We start from the raw sequence: 17580 nt of genomic DNA, 5'->3' as shown, positions 1-17580 counted from the left end.
GCCAGCTAATGCTGGCATTGCTGTACTCCCTTTCTTAAAAGACGGACCCCGTAAAACTCCATCATGGACCCTTCCCCTGGTTTCAACCTCGCTGCACTTTTCGCCGATTTCGGCATGATTCTTTTTGCTCTGCTGCTGGTTCTGCTCAACGGCTTCTTTGTTGCCGCCGAGTTCGCCATGGTCAAATTGCGCTCGACCCGGGTCGAGTCGATTGCCGAGCAGCATGGCTGGCGCGGGCAGATCCTGCGCACCGTACACAGCCAGCTGGACGCCTACCTGTCCGCTTGCCAACTGGGCATCACCCTGGCCTCGCTGGGCCTGGGCTGGGTCGGTGAGCCGGCCTTCGCGCACCTGCTCGAACCCCTGCTGGCCGCCGTCGGCGTTGAATCGCCGGAAGTCATCAAGGGCATCTCGTTCTTCAGCGCCTTCTTCGTCATCTCCTACCTGCACATCGTTGTCGGTGAGCTGGCGCCCAAGTCCTGGGCGATCCGCAAGCCCGAGCTGCTGTCGCTGTGGACGGCGGTGCCGCTGTACCTGTTCTACTGGCTGATGTACCCGGCCATCTACCTGCTCAACGCCAGCGCCAACGCCATCTTGCGTATTGCTGGCCAGGGCGAGCCCGGGCCGCACCACGAACACCACTACAGCCGTGAAGAACTCAAGCTGATCCTGCACTCCAGCCGTGGCCAGGACCCTAGCGACCAAGGCATGCGGGTACTGGCCTCGGCGGTGGAAATGGGCGAGCTGGAAGTGGTCGACTGGGCTAACTCGCGGGAAGACATGGTCTGCCTCGATGCCAACGCGCCGCTCAAGGAAATCCTCGCGATGTTCCGTCGGCACAAGTTCAGTCGCTACCCGGTACTCGATGCCGAGCGCGGCGAATTCATCGGCCTGCTGCACATCAAGGACCTGCTGCTGGAGCTGGCCGATCTCGACCATATCCCCGAGTCGTTCAACCTGGCCGAGCTGACCCGGCCGCTGGAGCGCGTGTCGCGGCACATGCCGCTGGCGCACCTGCTCGAGCAGTTCCGCAAAGGCGGTGCGCACTTTGCGCTGGTCGAGGAAGCCGACGGCAAGGTCATCGGCTACCTGACCATGGAGGACGTGCTGGAAGTGCTGGTTGGCGACATCCAGGACGAACACCGCAAGGCCGAGCGCGGCATCCTCGCCTACCAGCCGGGCAAGCTGCTGGTACGCGGCGACACCCCGCTGTTCAAGGTCGAGCGCCTGCTTGGCGTGGACCTGGACCACATCGAGGCCGAAACCCTCGCCGGCCTGGTCTACGAGACCCTCAAGCGGGTTCCGGAAGAGGAAGAGCTACTGGAAGTCGAAGGCCTGCGCATCATCATCAAAAAGATGAAGGGGCCGAAGATCGTCCTGGCCAAGGTGCTCAAGCTCGATTGAGCCGCCTCAGGGGTTGCCGGCGGTAAAGTTCGGCAGCCCGCCGACGGGCTGGTTGAACTGGTAGGGTATCGACTCCAGCGCCAGCCCGACGTTGCGCTGCACCACAAAGTGCAAGTGCGGGCCGCTGCTGTTGCCGGTATTGCCGGATTTTGCCAGCGGCGTGCCGTACACCACCCGCTGCCCTTCCCTGACCACCACTGAGCCGCGCATCAGGTGCAGGTACACGCCCATGGTGCCGTCTTCGTGAAGGATGCGCACAAAGTTGCCTGACGGATGACTGCCACGGCCGCTCTGGCTGTTTTCGGTCTTGATCACCACCCCTGCCCGTGCGGCGATGATCGGCGTGCCTTCAGGCATGGCGATGTCCATGGCATAACGGCCCTTGGGCCCGAAGTGGCTGTAGCGGCCATTGGGCCCCTGGGTCAGGCGAAAGGGCCCGCCGCGCCAGGGCAATGGGTAACGGAACGCCTGTTGACGCTGGCCTGGGTTGCCCAGGGCAAAATCGAACGTGCTCTTGTAGCTCACCGGCTTGCCGGGCTGGCGGGCACTGAGCAGCGTCAGCGCCACCGTGCTGCGCGCCGGCACCACCCGCCGCACCAAACGCGACGCCCCACCCTGGACATTGCCCAGGCGCTCCAGGCGCAGCTCTACCTCGACCGGCGCGTAGGTGTCGTTACGCGCACTGAAGCGCACGCCTGCGGCAAAGCGGTTGGCCTGCAACTGCACCTGGGTTTCCAGTTGCTCAACCATCCTGTCGCCAAAGACAAACGCCCGGCCGCCGGGAATCGGTCGATCGGAATAGGACACCACGCCGTAGGCGTCGGTACTTTTGTATAGGGTCATGGCCAGCACAGGGCCGCAGGCCATGAGCAAGGCGCAGAACAGCAGCGTGCGTGCAGGCATGAGTAGTGGCTTTTTGACAGTGAGTGGTCTGTCGAAGCCTAGCAGCGGATTTTGGCGGGGGTATGGCGAGAGTGTTTCAGGGGTGTACCAGGAGACGAACGGTGCATTGATCGCCGGCAAGGCCGGCTCCTGTAGGCGCCGGCTTGCCCCGCGAAGAGGCCAGCCCAGTCAATACATCAGGTGTTGTCTGGATTGCGACCGCTGCGCGCTCGATCGCGGGCAAGGCCCGCTCCTACAGGGCCTTCAGGCCCCTGGCACGAAGTGCTTCTGCGCCGAACCGCGGGCGATCAGACGCGACAGGTAGTCGAGCTTCTGCGCATCCTGGTCAACGAACTTGAAGGTCAGTTGCAACCAGTCGCTGTCGGGTTTCGGCTCCAGCGCGGCAACCGCATGCAGGTAGCCGTTGAGGCGGGCGATCTCGGCGTTCTCGCCCTGCTCCAGGTCGAGTACCGCGCCTTCCAGAACCTGTGGCAGGGTTTCGCCACGACGCACCACCAGCAGCGCTTCCTTGAGGCTCAAGGCCTTGATCACACACGGCTGCACGCCGCTTGGCAGGCGCAGTTGGCCCTGGCCACGCCCTGCCGGCGCCGCAGCTGCAGGCTTGGGAGCGCTCACCAGGGGTTTGGCCGCGGCCACCGGGGCCACCGGGGCTGTCGGCTTGACCGTTTCGGCACGGCCGCCAGTCAGGGCGCTCAGCGAGTCGTTGGCAAACGCCGACGTCGCGCGGGTCGGCGCACTGGCCAGCAAGGTGTCGAGCTTGCCGACCTTGGTCAGGGCTTTTTTCACCTTGGTCAGCAGTTGCTCGTTGGTGAACGGCTTGCCGACGAAATCCGAGACCCCGGCCTGAATCGCCTGGACCACGTTCTCCTTGTCGCCACGGCTGGTCACCATGATGAACGGCAGGGTCTTCATCGACTCTTGCTGACGGCACCAGGTCAGCAGCTCAAGGCCGGACATTTCCGGCATTTCCCAGTCGCACAGGACCAGGTCGAAAGCCTCACGGCTTAGCAAGGTCTGGGCCTTGCGGCCGTTGACCGCATCTTCGATGACAATACCGGGGAAGTAGTTACGCAGGCACTTCTTGACCAGGTCGCGAATGAACGGCGCATCATCCACAACCAACACACTGACTTTACTCATCGCCACTCCTATTGAATCCCGACTAGCATAACGCTGACTGATGGCCATTTGCCAAACATTGGGTCACGCCGGGACTCGTTGTTTCGTTCGCGGCTGCCTCACCCGCAAACGAAAACGCCCGGCCAAGGCCGGGCGTTCATTCTCGGGCAGTCTTAGTTATCGTCAGATTTGCCCGGAACATTAGCCTTTTCGCCGCTGCGCTGAACCTCTTCCTGCATACGCTTGAGGCCCAGGTGACGGACGTCGGTACCGCGCACCAGGTAGATCACCAGCTCGGAGATGTTGCGCGCGTGGTCGCCGATACGCTCCAGCGAACGCAGCGCCCAGATCACGCTGAGAACGCGCGAGATCGAGCGTGGATCTTCCATCATGTAGGTGACCAGCTCGCGCAGCGCGGTCTTGTACTCGCGGTCGATGGTCTTGTCGTACTGGGCCACCGACAGCGCCAGGTCGGCGTCGAAACGGGCAAAGGCATCCAGGGCATCACGGACCATGTTGCGCACCTGGTCGCCGATGTGACGCACTTCAACGTAACCGCGAGGCGATTCGCCTTCTTCGCACAGCTGGATGGCGCGACGGGCAATCTTGGTCGACTCGTCGCCGATGCGCTCCAGGTCAATTACCGACTTGGAAATGCTGATGATCAGGCGCAGGTCAGACGCCGCCGGCTGACGTCGGGCCAGAATGCGCACGCACTCTTCGTCGATGTTGCGCTCCATCTGGTTGATCTGCTCGTCGACTTCGCGCACCTGCTGGGCCAGGCCCGAGTCGGCCTCGATCAGCGCGGTAACCGCATCGTTGACCTGCTTCTCGACCAGGCCGCCCATCGCCAGGAGGTGGCTGCGAACCTCTTCGAGTTCGGCGTTGAACTGCTGGGAGATATGGTGGGTAAGGCTGTCTTTATCGATCATGCTTTCGCTCCGCGAAAAAGCTTCAAGTAGCAAGCTTCAAGCTTCAAGTTTGTTCGTGTCGTTCCCGGGCTTCACGCTCGCCACTTTCTTGCAGCTTGCGGCTTGAAGCTTGCAACTGCCGCTAGCCATACCGGCCGGTGATGTAGTCTTCGGTCTGCTTCTTCGCCGGGTTGGTGAACAGCGTGTCGGTATCACCGAACTCCACCAGCTTGCCCATGTACATGAATGCGGTGTAGTCGGAGACCCGCGCCGCCTGCTGCATGTTATGGGTAACGATGACGATGGTGTACTTGGACTTGAGCTCGTAGATCAGCTCTTCGACCTTCAGCGTCGAGATCGGGTCGAGTGCCGAGCACGGCTCATCGAGCAGCAGTACTTCCGGCTCCACGGCAATGGTACGGGCAATCACCAGGCGCTGCTGCTGACCACCGGACAGGCCCAGCGCCGACTCGTGCAGGCGGTCCTTGACCTCCTCCCACAGCGCCGCACCCTTGAGCGCCCACTCCACGGCTTCGTCGAGCACGCGCTTCTTGTTGATGCCCTGGATACGCAGGCCGTAGACCACGTTCTCGTAAATGGTCTTGGGGAACGGGTTGGGCTTCTGGAACACCATGCCAACCCGGCGGCGCAGTTCGGCGACGTCTTCGCCCTTGCGGTAGATGTTGTTGCCGTAAAGGTTGATCGCGCCGTCCACGCGGCAGCCGTCAACCAGGTCGTTCATGCGGTTGAAGGTGCGCAGCAAGGTCGATTTACCGCAGCCGGACGGACCGATGAAAGCGGTCACACGCTGCTTGGGGATGTTCATGCTGACATCGAACAGCGCTTGCTTGTCGCCGTAGTACAGGCTCAGGCCAGGCACTTCGATGGCTACGGTTTCTTCAGCCAGGCGCAGGCTCTGTTTGTCGCGACCCAGGGCCGACATGTCGATACCGTGAGAATGGGTTTCATGTTGCATGATTTCACTCCGTTTGTAGCTGCAAGCTTCTAGCTGCAAGCTGCAAGTTTGAGCAAAAGCGGCGTGTAGCTTGCCGCTTATGGCTAATAGCTTTCAGTCAGCTGTCCAGCGCCTTGTACTTCTCGCGCAGGTGGTTACGAATCCATACCGCCGAGAGGTTCAGGGTGGCGATTACCAGCACCAGCAACAGCGCGGTGGCGTACACCAGCGGCCGCGCGGCCTCGACGTTCGGGCTCTGGAAGCCGACGTCATAGATGTGGAAGCCCAGGTGCATGATCTTCTGGTCCAGGTGCAGGTACGGGTAATTGCCGTCCACCGGCAGCGACGGCGCCAGCTTCACCACACCTACCAGCATCAGCGGCGCCACTTCACCGGCGGCCCGGGCCACGGCGAGGATCATGCCGGTCATCATCGCCGGGCTGGCCATGGGCAGGACGATCTTCCACAGGGTCTCGGCCTTGGTTGCACCGAGCGCCAGCGAGCCTTCACGGACCGTACGCGGAATCCGCGCCAGACCTTCTTCAGTGGCCACGATCACCACCGGCACCGCCAGCAGCGCCAGGGTCAGCGAAGCCCAAAGCAGCCCCGGGGTACCCAGGGTCGGCGCCGGCAGCGCTTCGGGGAAGAACAGCCGGTCGAGCGAGCCACCCAGCACATAGACGAAGAAGCCCAGGCCGAACACGCCGTAGACGATCGCCGGAACACCGGCGAGGTTGTTCACCGCAATACGGATCAGGCGGGTCACCGGGCCCTGACGCGCATATTCACGCAGGTACACCGCCGCCAGCACGCCGAACGGGGTGACGATCACGGCCATGATCAGGGTCATCATCACGGTACCGAAGATCGCCGGGAAGATCCCGCCTTCGGTGTTGGCTTCACGCGGGTCGTCGCTGAGGAATTCCCAGACCTTGGCAAAATACACGCCCAGCTTGGTGAAGATACCCATGCCGTTCGGCTGGTAGGCATGCACCACCTTGCTTAGGTTGATTTCCACCTCACGACCATTACCGTCCTTGGCCACCAGGCTGTCGCGGCCGAAGTCCTGGTGCAGGCCGCCCAGACGCTCTTCGATGGCCTTGTAGCGGTTGTTCAGCTCGGCGCGCTCGGCTTCGATATCGGCCTGGGCAGCGGCGTCCAGCTTGCCGTCCAGCTCCAGCTTGCGGGTCTGCAGGCGCAGACGCTCAAGACCGTAGTTGATCGCACCGATGTCCTTCTTCTCGAGCTTCTGCAGCTCGCCGGCCAGCTTGTCGGCACGCTTGAGGCGATCTTGCAGCTCGCGCCAGGCCGCCTGGCCTTCGGCGACGACCTTGCCGTTTTCCTTGACGCTGACCAGGTAGCCATAGAAGTTGCCCCACTCGCGGCGCTCCAGGGCGATCAGGTCGACCGGCTTGTGCTGGTCGGTCAGCCATTCGCCGACCACCCAGGTGAAGTCGCTACCGTTGAGGTCGCGGTTACCGACCTTGATCAGCTCGCGGGTCATGAACTCCGGGCCTTCATCAGGCACCGGCAGGCCGGCACCTTTCAAACGGGCACGGGGTACCTCTTCCTTCTGCACCACTTCGCCAACGACGATGTGGTTGGCCTGGCCAGGCACGTTGTAGCTGGCTTGCAGCAGGTCGGCCGGCCAGAAATGGCCCAGGCCGCGCACGGCGATCACGGCGAGCAGACCGATGGTCATGATCACCGCGATGGCGACCGCGCCACCGCTCATCCAGACGCCGGGGGCGCCGCTCTTGAACCAGCTTTTGAGGGAATCCTTTTTCACGGATCGCTACCTTTCTATCAAAGCGACGAGTATTTCTTGCGCAGACGCTGGCGAATCAGCTCGGCCAAGGTGTTCATCACGAAGGTGAACATCAGCAGCACCAGCGCGGCGAGGAACAGCACGCGGTAGTGACTGCCACCGACTTCCGACTCGGGCATCTCCACCGCAACGTTGGCCGCCAGGGTGCGCATACCTTCGAACAGGTTCATTTCCATGACCGGGGTGTTGCCGGTGGCCATCAGCACGATCATGGTTTCACCCACCGCGCGGCCCATGCCGATCATCAGCGCCGAGAAGATCCCCGGGCTTGCGGTCAGGATGACCACGCGGGTCAGGGTCTGCCATGGCGTGGCACCGAGTGCCAGCGAACCCAGGGTCAGGCTGCGCGGCACGCTGAACACGGCGTCTTCGGCGATCGAGTAGATGTTTGGGATCACCGCAAAACCCATGGCGATACCGACCACCAGGGCGTTGCGCTGGTCGTAGGTGATACCCAGGTCGTTGGTAATCCACAGGCGCATGTCGCCGTCGAAGAACCAGGTCTCGATGAACGGGCTCATGTACAGGGCGAACCAGCCGGTGAAGAGGATCACCGGGATCAGGATCGCCGCTTCCCAGCCATCCGGAACCCGCAGGCGCAGCGACTCGGGCAGGCGGCTCCAGGCGAAGCCGGCGACCAGGATGCCCAGCGGCATCAACAGGAACAGGCTGAACACACCCGGCAGGTGGCCTTCAAGGAACGGCGCCAGGAACAGGCCGGCGAAGAAGCCGAGAATCACCGTCGGCATCGCCTCCATCAGTTCGATCACCGGCTTGACCTTGCGGCGCATGCCCGGGGCCATGAAGTAGGCGGTGTAGATGGCGGCGGCAATGGCCAGCGGCGCAGCGAGGATCATCGCGTAGAACGCGGCCTTCAAGGTACCGAAGGTCAGCGGCGACAGGCTCAGCTTGGGTTCGAAGTCGGTGTTCGAGGCGGTCGACTGCCAGACATACTTGGGCTCGTCGTAGTTCTCGTACCAGACCTTGCTCCACAGCGCGCTCCAGGACACTTCCGGGTGCGGGTTCTTCAGGGTCAGCGGCAGCAGCTTGCCGCCTTCTTCGATGATGATGCGGTTGGCCCGTGGCGACAGCGCCAGAATGCCCGCGCCTTCAGCGGCCGGCTCGACCAGCAGGGTACGGTGCGCGGTGCTGTGGAACACGCCGAGCTTGCCGTCAGCGTCGAGGGCAACGAAGCCCTTGCGGCGCTCTTCGGCATCGATCTGCACCACCGGCGCCTTGCCCATCTGAAACTCGCGAATGCGCTTGAAGCGCTGCTCGCCATCCGGGTCGCGGGCCATGAACCACTGGGCCAGGCCGCCCTTGGAGTCACCGATGATCAGCGAGATACCACCCACCAGCTGAGTGCTGGCGGTGACTTCGGCATTGCCGTCGTCAAGCAGCTTGTAGCGGCCGTTGAGGCTCTTGTCGCGCAGGCTGAAAACGTCAGCCTGGGCACGACCGTTGATCACATACAACCACTGCTGGCGCGGGTCGATGAAAATGGCTTTGACCGCTTCGGTCATCTGCGGCAGCTCGATACGGCTCTGCTCGCTGGTGACTTCGCCGGTCATCATGTTCTCTTCGCGGCTCAGCGACACCACCTGCAGGTGCGCACCGGTGGAACCGGCCACCACCAGGGTCTCGCCATTGACGTTGAGGCTGACATGCTCCAGCGCCCGGCCCTGGTCATCCAGGGCGAAGGGCTCCTGGCCATAGGGGTAGTCGATGGCCGGAGTGATGGTTTTCTTGTTGTCCGGGTAGGTGATCTTGTAGCTATGACTGAACACCAGCGCCTGGCCATTGGACAGGCCCAGCACCACCAGCGGGTTACCCGGCTGATCGGCACCGATCGAGGTCACCTGGGTGCCAGCCGGCACCGGCAGTTCGACGCGCTTGAGCTCGGCACCGCTCTTGGTGTCGAAGAACAGCGCCTGGCCCTTGTCGGAAACCCGCATGCCGACCAGGTTCTGCTCTTCCAGGGCGATCATCAGCGGCTTGCCGGCGTCCTGCTGCAGCCAGGTAGGCTCCAGAGCCTTCTTGCTGGTCAGGGTAGCGCCCTGGAACAGCGGTACGACCACATAGGCCAGGTAGAAGAAGATCAGGGTAATGGCTGCCAGCACGGCAAGCCCGCCCACCAGTACATACCAGCGGGTCAGGCGATCCTTGAGCGCACGCATGCGCCGCTTGCGTTGCAGTTCGGGCGTATTGAAGTCAATCCGCACGGGGGGAGAATTTTGGGTCATGGTGGAGTTGGCCAGATCATTCATGCGCACACCCTAGCGGTCCCGTATGACAAAAACATGACAATGCAGTGACGCAAAAAAGCCCGCCGCGCAGATACCCCTGGCAGCGGACTCGCAATGAGTGGCGAGACCGGGACAAAACCCGCCCCCGCCGGTCCTTCAGTTACTTCTTCGCAACGTTGCCGTTGTGATTCAGGCCCAGGTCAGCCAGGGCTTTATCAACCACTTTGGCTGGCAGCGGGATGTAACCATCCTTCACCACCACTTGCTGGCCGGCTTGCGACAGCACCAGCTTGACGAACTCGGCTTCCAGCGGGGCCAGAGGCTTGTTCGGCGCCTTGTTGACGTAGACGTAGAGGAAGCGCGACAGCGGGTAGGTGCCGTTCAGGGCGTTGGCTTCGTTGTCTTCAACGAAGGCACCGCCTTCTTTCTTGGCCAAGGCTACAGTCTTGACGCTGGCGGTTTTGTAGCCGATGCCCGAGTAACCGATGCCGTTCAGCGAGCTGCTGATCGACTGCACGACCGAAGCCGAGCCAGGTTGTTCGTTGACGTTAGGCTTGAAGTCGCCTTTGCACAGGGCTTCTTCCTTGAAGTAGCCGTAGGTGCCGGACACCGAGTTACGGCCGAACAGCTGCACTGGCTTGTTGGCCAGGTCGCCGGTCACGCCCAGGTCACCCCAGGTTTTCACGTCGGCCTTGGCGCCGCACAGGCGGGTCGAAGAGAAGATTGCATCGACCTGGGCCATGGTCAGGCCTTTGATCGGGTTGTCCTTGTGTACGAATACGGCCAGGGCGTCGACGGCAACCGGGATGGCGGTTGGCTTGTAGCCGTACTTCTGTTCGAAGGCCTGCAGCTCGACGTCCTTCATCTTGCGGCTCATCGGGCCGAGGTTGGCGGTGCCTTCAGTCAGCGCGGGTGGCGCGGTGGAGGAGCCGGCAGCCTGAATCTGGATGTTGACGTTCGGATATTCCTTTTTGTAGGCCTCGGCCCACAGGGTCATGAGGTTGGCCAGGGTATCGGAACCGACGCTGGAGAGGTTGCCCGACACACCGGTGGTCTTAGTGTAGGTCGGAATAGCAGGGTCAACAGCGGCAACCGCATTGGCGGTGGCAACGCCAGCGGCGACGAAAGTCAGGGCCGCCATCAAACGCTTCAGTTTCATGCCTTGCTCCTAGCAGGAATTGGGGTGAGATGGATCGGGCCCAAGTATCTGCAGGCCGTATGACTACTCTATGAATCGAATGTGACAATTAGATGAAAGGCCATCACCGGCGAGCGGTGATGGCCTTTTCAAAATGTTGCGAGGTTTGATTTAGAGCGGTTTCAGCGCTTTTTCGCGGTCAGATAAATACCCACCAGCAGACCAATGGTGCAGATACCAGCAACGTAATAAGCCGGCGCCATCGGGCTGAACTTGAGCATCGCGGTGACGGCCATCGGCGTCAGGCCGCCGAAGATCGCGTAGGCCAGGTTGTAGGAAAACGACAGGCCACTGAACCGAACTACCGGCGGGAAGGCTTTAACCATGACATACGGCACGGCGCCGACGATGCCGACACACAAGCCGGTCAAGGCATACAACGGGAACAGCCACTCGGGGTGGGTAGGCAGCGTGTGATAAAAGGTCCAGGAGGTCACCAGCAGCGCCAGGCTGCCAACAATGAACACCCGCCCGGCGCCAAAACGGTCGGCCAGCGCGCCGGTGCCGATGCAACCGAGGCTGAGCAGGACGATGGCCAGGCTGTTGGCCTTCAGCGAATCGGTCGGACTGACCTGATAAAGGCTCTGCAGCAGCGCCGGGGTCATCAGGATCACCACGACAATGCCGGCCGACAGCAGCCAGGTCAGCAGCATCGACAGCACGATGGCGCCACGGTGGTCGCGCAATACCGCGCGCAGCGGCACTTCTTCGGCCAGCGCCTTGCGCGCCTGCATCTCGGCAAACACCGGGGTTTCGTGCAGCCAGCGGCGCAGATAGACCGCGAACAAGCCAAACACGCCGCCGAGCAGAAACGGAATACGCCAGGCGTAATCGGCCACTTCCTGCTGGCTGTAAACCGTGTTGATCAGCGTCGCCACCAGCGAACCGAGCAGAATCCCGGCAGTCAGCCCCGCCGTCAGCGTGCCGCAAGCGTACCCGGTGTTGCGCGCCGGCACGTGCTCGGAGACGAACACCCAGGCGCCCGGCACTTCACCGCCAATCGCCGCGCCCTGGATCACCCGCATCACCAGCAACAGGATCGGAGCCCACAGGCCGATCTGCGCATAGGTCGGCAACAGCCCCATGATCAGGGTCGGCACCGCCATCATGAAAATGCTCAGGGTGAACATCTTCTTGCGCCCCAGCAGGTCGCCGAAGTGGGCCATGACGATGCCGCCCAGCGGCCGCGCCAGGTAGCCGGCGGCAAAGATGCCAAACGTTTGCATCAAACGCAGCCATTCAGGCATTTCGGCGGGAAAGAACAGCTTGCCGACCACCGTGGCGAAGAACACGAAGATGATGAAATCGTAGAACTCCAGCGCACCGCCCAGGGCGGAAAGCGACAAGGTCTTGTAGTCACTGCGGGTCAGCGGCCTCGAAGGCTGCGCGATACTGCCGGGCACGGAGGTCATAGGTCTCTCTTGTTTGGCATTTCTTATTGGGGGTGCAGGCCGCCTGGCACGCGGGTTTGGGCCTGGGCAGCCTGGAAAGATAGCAAATTGGCAGAAAAAGCACATAGCAGTACAAATTCAATACAAGTATTCATGACTGCATGGTCGTCGCTGCGCTTTCGGCTCTATATACTGGCCGCTTGTAGGAAAGGGTTGCGCCTTCTGAAGGATGTTGTGCGAAAACGCCGCTAGGTATGCTTAGTCGGTTTCGCAGAGTTTCCCTTCGCCGCCTGGCAAAGCGAAAGCAGCGTAGAATAGTTGTGCTGAATCGTTTTTCGAGGCGTCTGTCATAGCGCCAACCAACGAAGCGTCATGGGTCAGAGGCACCCCCGGCATGATTGAACTCGAACAAGAAGATCCTATCCCGCAAGGCGACCTGGCCTTGCAGATCACCGCATTGCCCCGTGAAACCAACGGTTTCGGCGATATCTTCGGCGGCTGGCTGGTCGCCCAGATGGACCTGGCCGGTACCGCCATGGCCAGTCGCGTTGCCGGTGGCCGGGTAGCTACCGTGGCCATCGATCGCATGGCATTCCTGGTGCCGGTGGCAGTCGGCGCGCAATTGTCCTTCTATACCCAGACCCTGGAAATCGGCCGCAGCTCAATCCAGATGATGGTCGAGGTGTGGAGCGACGACCCGCTGTCCAGCGAGTGGCGCAAGGTGACCGAAGCGGTATTCGTGTTCGTCGCCATCGACGGCAGCGGGCGCACCCGCTCGGTTCCTCCTCGTCGCTGAGACCGCTGCGCGGTAAACTCGAAGGTATGCAAGCGGTCCAAGGCCGTACGGCAAACCTACGAGATAAAGCGCATGTCCACACCCAAGGTCGAATCCGAAAAGCACGGCGAGCTCAATTGCTGGCGCATCACCAGCGACACGGCTGAATTGCTGGTCGCCCAGCAAGGCGCGCAGGTGCTCAGCTATCAGCGGCTCGGCGAGCCACCTTTGCTGTGGCTCAGCGAACAGGCCATCTTCAGGCAGGGCAAGTCCGTGCGCGCCGGGGTTCCGGTGTGCTGGCCCTGGTTTGGCATTTTCAAGCGCAACCCCGATGCCGTGCAGGCCATGTATCGCGCTGAAGACGGCCCGGCCCATGGCCTGGTGCGCGGTCGTGACTGGCAATTGCTGGGCATCGCCGTGAAGGACGGCAATGTAACAGTCGAATTCACCCTGCCAGAGGCCAAAGGCGACCTGCCCGGCTGGCCACACATCGTTGAGCTCAAGCTGACCATCGTCATGGGCGAACAGCTGAGCATCACCCTCTCCAGCTATAACCTCGACAACGTCCCGGTCACCCTCAGCCAGGCGCTGCACAGCTACTTCGCGGTCAGCGATGTGCGCGAGGTCCAGGTCGAAGGTGTCGATGGTCTGAACTACATCGAAACCCTGGCCAACTGGGAGCAGCGCCAGCAGCAAGGCGCGCTGAGCTTTGCCGGTGAAACCGACCGCATTTATCTGCAGGCGCCCGAGCAACTGAGCATCGTCGACCCGGCCTGGAACCGTCGCGTGGTGATAACGGCCCAGGGTTCGCGTACGGCAGTGATCTGGAACCCCTGGACCGAGCGTGCCGCTGAGTTGCCGGACATGGCCGACGATGGCTGGCAGCGCATGCTCTGCATCGAGACCGCGAACGTGTGGGACGATGTGGTGACACTGGCGCCTGGGGCAATCCATTCGCTGAGTCTGAAAATCGATAGCGAACAGCTGTAGATCACTATCGCGGGGCAAGTCCGCTCCCACAGTATCCGGTGGGAGCAAGCTTGCCCCGCGATCATTCAAAGATCGGCGTCTTCCACCACCCGCACCTTGGCTGCATCCATTGCATAGGCCGCATCCGCCAGGTCATTGCTGACCGTCTCCACCTTCAACGTACCGTTGACCCACAGCGGCGTGTAGATATCGTCGAGCTTCAAGCCCTTGGGATAGCGCACCAGCACCAGCTGGTTCGGTGGTGGCGGCGGCACGTGGATGCAGGCGCCGGGGTAAGGCACCAGGAAAAACAGCGTACTGTTGCCCTTGGCGTCGGTTTCCAGCGGCACCGGATACCCGCCCAGGCGGATGTGCTTGCCATTCATGGCGGCCACGGTCTTGGTCGAATACATCACCGCCGGCAGGCCCTTGCTCTGCTTGAGGCCACCTTTTTCGCTGAAGGTGCCCATGGCTTCCGGGGAGTTGTGGTCGATTTCGGGCATCTGCTCGAGGGCTTTCTGGTCCGACTTGGGCATCAGCTCCAGCCAGTCGGTTTCCGGCAACTCAGCCCGGGCCAGGCCGCTCAGCAGTAATAGAGAAAGCAGTAATACACGGCGCATGAAAAAGCTCGGCAACGAAGGAATTCGGTGCCGAGCATTCTAGCCTGCCGTCAGCTCTTTTTGACGACCAGCCCGTAGATCACCAACAGGATAATCGCGCCCACCAGCGCGCCGAGGAAACCTGCACCCTCTCCAGCCTGATAGATGCCCAGCGCCTGGCCGCCGTAGGTCGCGGCGAGCGAACCGGCAATGCCCAGCAGAATGGTCATGATCCAGCCCATGCTGTCGTCGCCAGGCTTTAGAAAGCGTGCCAGCAGACCGACGATCAGGCCGATGAAGATGGTTCCGATGATACCCATGGCAATCCCTCTGAGTTGAATGGCGCATGCCAAAGCCTAGTCAGCGCTTTGGCATCCTGCCATCAGAGGGACAGCGGGGCGGGAAGGTTCCCTTCAGCCCTTGATCAGGGCTTCGACTTGCTGGATTTTTTGCTCCAGGGTCGTCAGGTCGTCGCAGCGCAGAGTGGCGTGGCCAACCTTGCGACCGACCTTGAAGGCCTTGCCGTAGTGGTGCAGGTGGCATTCGTCGATGGCGATCACCTGGTCGACTGCCGGCACTTCGCCGATGAAGTTGAGCATGGCGCTTTCGCCGACCTTGGCGGTCGAACCCAGCGGCAGGCCGGCAACGGCGCGCAGGTGGTTCTCAAACTGGCTGCACTCGGCGCCTTCGATGGTCCAGTGCCCGGAATTGTGCACCCGCGGGGCGATCTCGTTGGCTTTAAGGCCGCCATCGACTTCGAAGAACTCGAAGGCCAGCACACCGACGTAGTCGAGCTGCTTGAGCACGCGACCGACGTAGTCTTCGGCCAGGCCCTGCAGCAGGTGGTCTTCGCTGGCCACCGACAAACGCAGGATGCCGTTCTCGTGGGTGTTGTGCACCAGCGGGTAGAAGCGGGTTTCGCCATCGCGTGCACGCACGGCGATCAGCGACACTTCGCCGGTGAACGGCACGAAGCCTTCGAGCAGGCACGGCACGCTGCCCAGTTCGGCGAAAGTACCCACAACATCTGCGGCAGTTCGCAGCACTTTCTGACCTTTGCCGTCATAACCCAGGGTGCGGGTCTTGAGCACGGCAGGCAGGCCGATGCTGGCAACGGCGGCCTCCAGGTCGGCTTGCGACTGGATATCGGCGAAGGCCGGGGTGGGAATGCCCAGGTCCTTGAACATGCTCTTTTCGAACCAGCGATCGCGGGCGATACGCAGCGACTCGGCGCTCGGGTAGACCGGCACGAACTGCGAAAGGAAGGCCACGGTTTCTGCCGGGACGCTTTCGAACTCGAAGGTCACCAGGTCAACTTCGTCGGCCAACTGCCGCAGGTGGTCCTGGTCACCGTAATCGGCGCGCAGGTGCTCGCCCAGGGGCGCCGCGCAGGCGTCCGGAGCCGGGTCGAGGAAAGCGAAGTTCATGCCCAGCGGAGTACCTGCCAGGGCCAACATGCGGCCCAGCTGGCCGCCACCGATTACACCGATTTTCATGCTTTTGACCTCAAGCCTGGCGCGGATCTGGATTGTCCAGAACGTTGTCTGTCTGCTCAGCGCGGAACTGTTTGAGCACAGTGTGGAACTGCGGGTGCTTGGCGCCGAGGATGCTCGCCGAGAGCAGCGCGGCGTTGATCGCGCCAGCCTTGCCGATCGCCAGGGTGGCAACCGGAATGCCGGCCGGCATCTGCACGATCGACAGCAGCGAATCGACACCCGAGAGCATCGACGACTGCACCGGTACGCCCAGCACCGGCAGGTGGGTCTTGGCCGCGCACATGCCTGGCAGGTGGGCAGCGCCACCGGCGCCGGCGATGATCACCTCGATGCCACGGCCTTCGGCCTCTTCGGCATACTGGAACAGCAGGTCCGGGGTACGGTGGGCAGAGACCACCTTGACCTCGTAGGGAATGCCGAGTTTTTCCAGCATATCGGCGGTGTGGCTAAGGGTGGACCAATCGGACTTGGAGCCCATGATCACGCCAACCAGTGCACTCATCGTCGAGCCTCTTCTCTTGGGCGCCCGCAGGCGCGTCAAAAAACAACAAGCCACGCGGGGACAACCGGCGTGGCTTGTTATACGAATTAGGGCCGGGTGAAACCGACCGAAGGCCGCGCAGTATATCGCAAAGCGGTGCGCTTAATGCACTCCAACGACCAACTGTCGGCCTTATTTTTCGGGGCTTTGGCTGACTTTCGGGTCAAGCCGGCGTCGCCGGCCCACCCTCCAGCTTGCGCCACAGCAGGCGCACGTTGGCCTTGCGCACCAGGGCGCAGCGATACAGGCGGATTTCCAGCGGTACGTGCCACTGGCTACCGCCGCAAATCACCAGCTCACCGCGTTCAAGTTCGGCCCGCGCCGACAGCCTCGGCACCCAGGCGATGCCCAGGCCTTCGAGGGCCATGCTCTTGAGGCTGTCGGCCATCGCCGTTTCATAGACAGTGGTAAAGCGCAGGTTGCGCTGGCGCAGCAGCAGATTGACCGAACGCCCAAGGAACGCCCCGGCGCTGTAAGCCAGCAATGGCACACTGCCCTCGCCTTCCAGGTCGAACAGCGGCTTGCCGTCGGCATCGGCGGCGCACACGGGCAGCATTTCAGTGTGGCCCAGGTGCAACGAGGGGAAGATCTCCGCATCCATCTGCAAGGCGGCATCGGGGTCGTAGAACGCCAGCATCAGATCACAACCGCCTTCGCGCAGGGCATGCACAGCGTCGCCGACGTTGGTCGCGACCAAACGCGTGGCGATGTTCAGGCCGTCGTTGCGCAACTGCGCGATCCAGCGCGGAAAGAACCCCAGCGCCAGCGAGTGCGCCGCCGACACCTGGATCACCTCGCCCTGCCCGCCTTCCAGGTGATGCAGATGGCGCAGCACCTCGCCCAGCTGATCGACCACCGTACGCGCCGTCACCAAAAACAATTGCCCCGCCGCCGTCAGCTCGATCGGCGTGCGCGAGCGGTTGACCAGGGTCAGCCCCAATGCCGCTTCCAGGCTGCGAATGCGTCGGCTGAAGGCCGGCTGGGTGACAAAGCGGCGCTCGGCGGCCTGGGAAAAGCTGCGGGTGGCGGCCAGGGCACTGAAATCTTCCAGCCATTTGCTCTCAAGGTTCATGGGCTCTCCAGGCATGCACCAAAATTGAACACGCTCGATCGGCAGTTGGCGTCACATCAACCCGTATGCCGTTTGTGCATAGGTTAGCGTGCAACAGCATTGGCCGCAAAATCGGCGCGGGCCTAGGATTGGCGCCATTCCGGCATGTGCCGGGTCAAAATCGAGATGATATC

General features: G+C 62.2%; 16 protein-coding genes. 3 read left to right on the top strand and 13 right to left on the bottom strand.

Translation table 11 applies throughout. The annotated features are described in order from the left end of the window. Window positions 1-63 precede the first annotated feature (63 nt). Entirely contained in the window at window positions 64-1404 is a 1341-nt protein-coding gene (locus tag UB48_RS17980) for a hemolysin family protein (protein ID WP_045199523.1), read from the top strand. A 6-nt stretch (window positions 1405-1410) separates the two neighbouring features. Here UB48_RS17980 and UB48_RS17975 read toward each other — a convergent pair whose 3' ends face one another. The 8 genes from UB48_RS17975 to UB48_RS17940 form a co-directional block, all read right to left on the bottom strand. Then, window positions 1411-2307: a peptidoglycan DD-metalloendopeptidase family protein gene (locus UB48_RS17975; protein WP_045199521.1), complete on the bottom strand. Its 897-nt coding sequence runs from the start codon at window positions 2305-2307 to the stop codon at window positions 1411-1413. Between the two features lie 243 nt (window positions 2308-2550). Then, window positions 2551-3447, bottom strand: coding sequence for a response regulator (locus tag UB48_RS17970; RefSeq protein ID WP_045199519.1), 897 nt, complete (start codon window positions 3445-3447; stop codon window positions 2551-2553). A gap of 152 nt (window positions 3448-3599) precedes the next feature. Next, a complete protein-coding gene (gene phoU / locus UB48_RS17965) occupies window positions 3600-4358 on the bottom strand; it encodes a phosphate signaling complex protein PhoU (RefSeq protein WP_038997986.1) in 759 nt (252 codons plus the stop codon). Window positions 4359-4479: 121 nt separating this feature from the next. Next, window positions 4480-5313 (bottom strand): phosphate ABC transporter ATP-binding protein PstB, encoded by an 834-nt coding sequence (gene pstB, locus UB48_RS17960; RefSeq protein WP_045199517.1) that lies wholly within the window; start codon window positions 5311-5313, stop codon window positions 4480-4482. Window positions 5314-5410: 97 nt separating this feature from the next. Beyond that, on the bottom strand, window positions 5411-7027 hold the full coding sequence (gene pstA / locus UB48_RS17955) for a phosphate ABC transporter permease PstA (RefSeq protein ID WP_176794310.1): 1617 nt from the start codon (window positions 7025-7027) through the stop codon (window positions 5411-5413). 71 nt (window positions 7028-7098) lie between these two features. Further along, window positions 7099-9387 (bottom strand): ABC transporter permease subunit, encoded by a 2289-nt coding sequence (locus UB48_RS17950; protein WP_045199513.1) that lies wholly within the window; start codon window positions 9385-9387, stop codon window positions 7099-7101. Between the two features lie 139 nt (window positions 9388-9526). Next, a complete protein-coding gene (locus UB48_RS17945; RefSeq protein ID WP_045199510.1) occupies window positions 9527-10525 on the bottom strand; it encodes a phosphate ABC transporter substrate-binding protein PstS in 999 nt (332 codons plus the stop codon). Between the two features lie 161 nt (window positions 10526-10686). Then, window positions 10687-11976 carry an MFS transporter gene (locus UB48_RS17940; protein WP_045199508.1) on the bottom strand — a complete coding sequence of 430 codons (1290 nt, stop codon included), beginning with the start codon at window positions 11974-11976 and terminating at the stop codon, window positions 10687-10689. A gap of 373 nt (window positions 11977-12349) precedes the next feature. Between UB48_RS17940 and UB48_RS17935 the strand changes: the two genes are divergently transcribed. Continuing rightward, a complete protein-coding gene (locus UB48_RS17935) occupies window positions 12350-12751 on the top strand; it encodes an acyl-CoA thioesterase (RefSeq protein WP_009402429.1) in 402 nt (133 codons plus the stop codon). 72 nt (window positions 12752-12823) lie between these two features. Beyond that, window positions 12824-13720, top strand: coding sequence for a D-hexose-6-phosphate mutarotase (locus UB48_RS17930; RefSeq protein WP_045199505.1), 897 nt, complete (start codon window positions 12824-12826; stop codon window positions 13718-13720). Between the two features lie 65 nt (window positions 13721-13785). Here UB48_RS17930 and UB48_RS17925 read toward each other — a convergent pair whose 3' ends face one another. The 5 genes from UB48_RS17925 to UB48_RS17905 all read right to left on the bottom strand — a co-directional run bounded on the left by UB48_RS17925 (window position 13786) and on the right by UB48_RS17905 (window position 17407). Next, window positions 13786-14319 carry a DUF3299 domain-containing protein gene (locus UB48_RS17925; protein ID WP_045199652.1) on the bottom strand — a complete coding sequence of 178 codons (534 nt, stop codon included), beginning with the start codon at window positions 14317-14319 and terminating at the stop codon, window positions 13786-13788. A gap of 50 nt (window positions 14320-14369) precedes the next feature. Beyond that, window positions 14370-14618, bottom strand: a complete 249-nt coding sequence (locus UB48_RS17920) for a GlsB/YeaQ/YmgE family stress response membrane protein (RefSeq protein WP_045199503.1) — start codon at window positions 14616-14618, stop codon at window positions 14370-14372. Between the two features lie 93 nt (window positions 14619-14711). Then, window positions 14712-15794 carry a 5-(carboxyamino)imidazole ribonucleotide synthase gene (locus UB48_RS17915; protein ID WP_045199501.1) on the bottom strand — a complete coding sequence of 361 codons (1083 nt, stop codon included), beginning with the start codon at window positions 15792-15794 and terminating at the stop codon, window positions 14712-14714. 10 nt (window positions 15795-15804) lie between these two features. Continuing rightward, window positions 15805-16296 carry a 5-(carboxyamino)imidazole ribonucleotide mutase gene (gene purE, locus UB48_RS17910; RefSeq protein WP_038615995.1) on the bottom strand — a complete coding sequence of 164 codons (492 nt, stop codon included), beginning with the start codon at window positions 16294-16296 and terminating at the stop codon, window positions 15805-15807. 202 nt (window positions 16297-16498) lie between these two features. Further along, window positions 16499-17407, bottom strand: a complete 909-nt coding sequence (locus tag UB48_RS17905; RefSeq protein WP_045199499.1) for a LysR substrate-binding domain-containing protein — start codon at window positions 17405-17407, stop codon at window positions 16499-16501. Window positions 17408-17580 lie beyond the last annotated feature (173 nt).

This window comes from Pseudomonas sp. 2(2015), assembly GCF_000955865.1.
Taxonomy (GTDB): domain Bacteria; phylum Pseudomonadota; class Gammaproteobacteria; order Pseudomonadales; family Pseudomonadaceae; genus Aquipseudomonas.
Note: the sequence above shows the minus strand (reverse complement) of the source record. Positions and strands in the feature narration are given on the sequence as shown.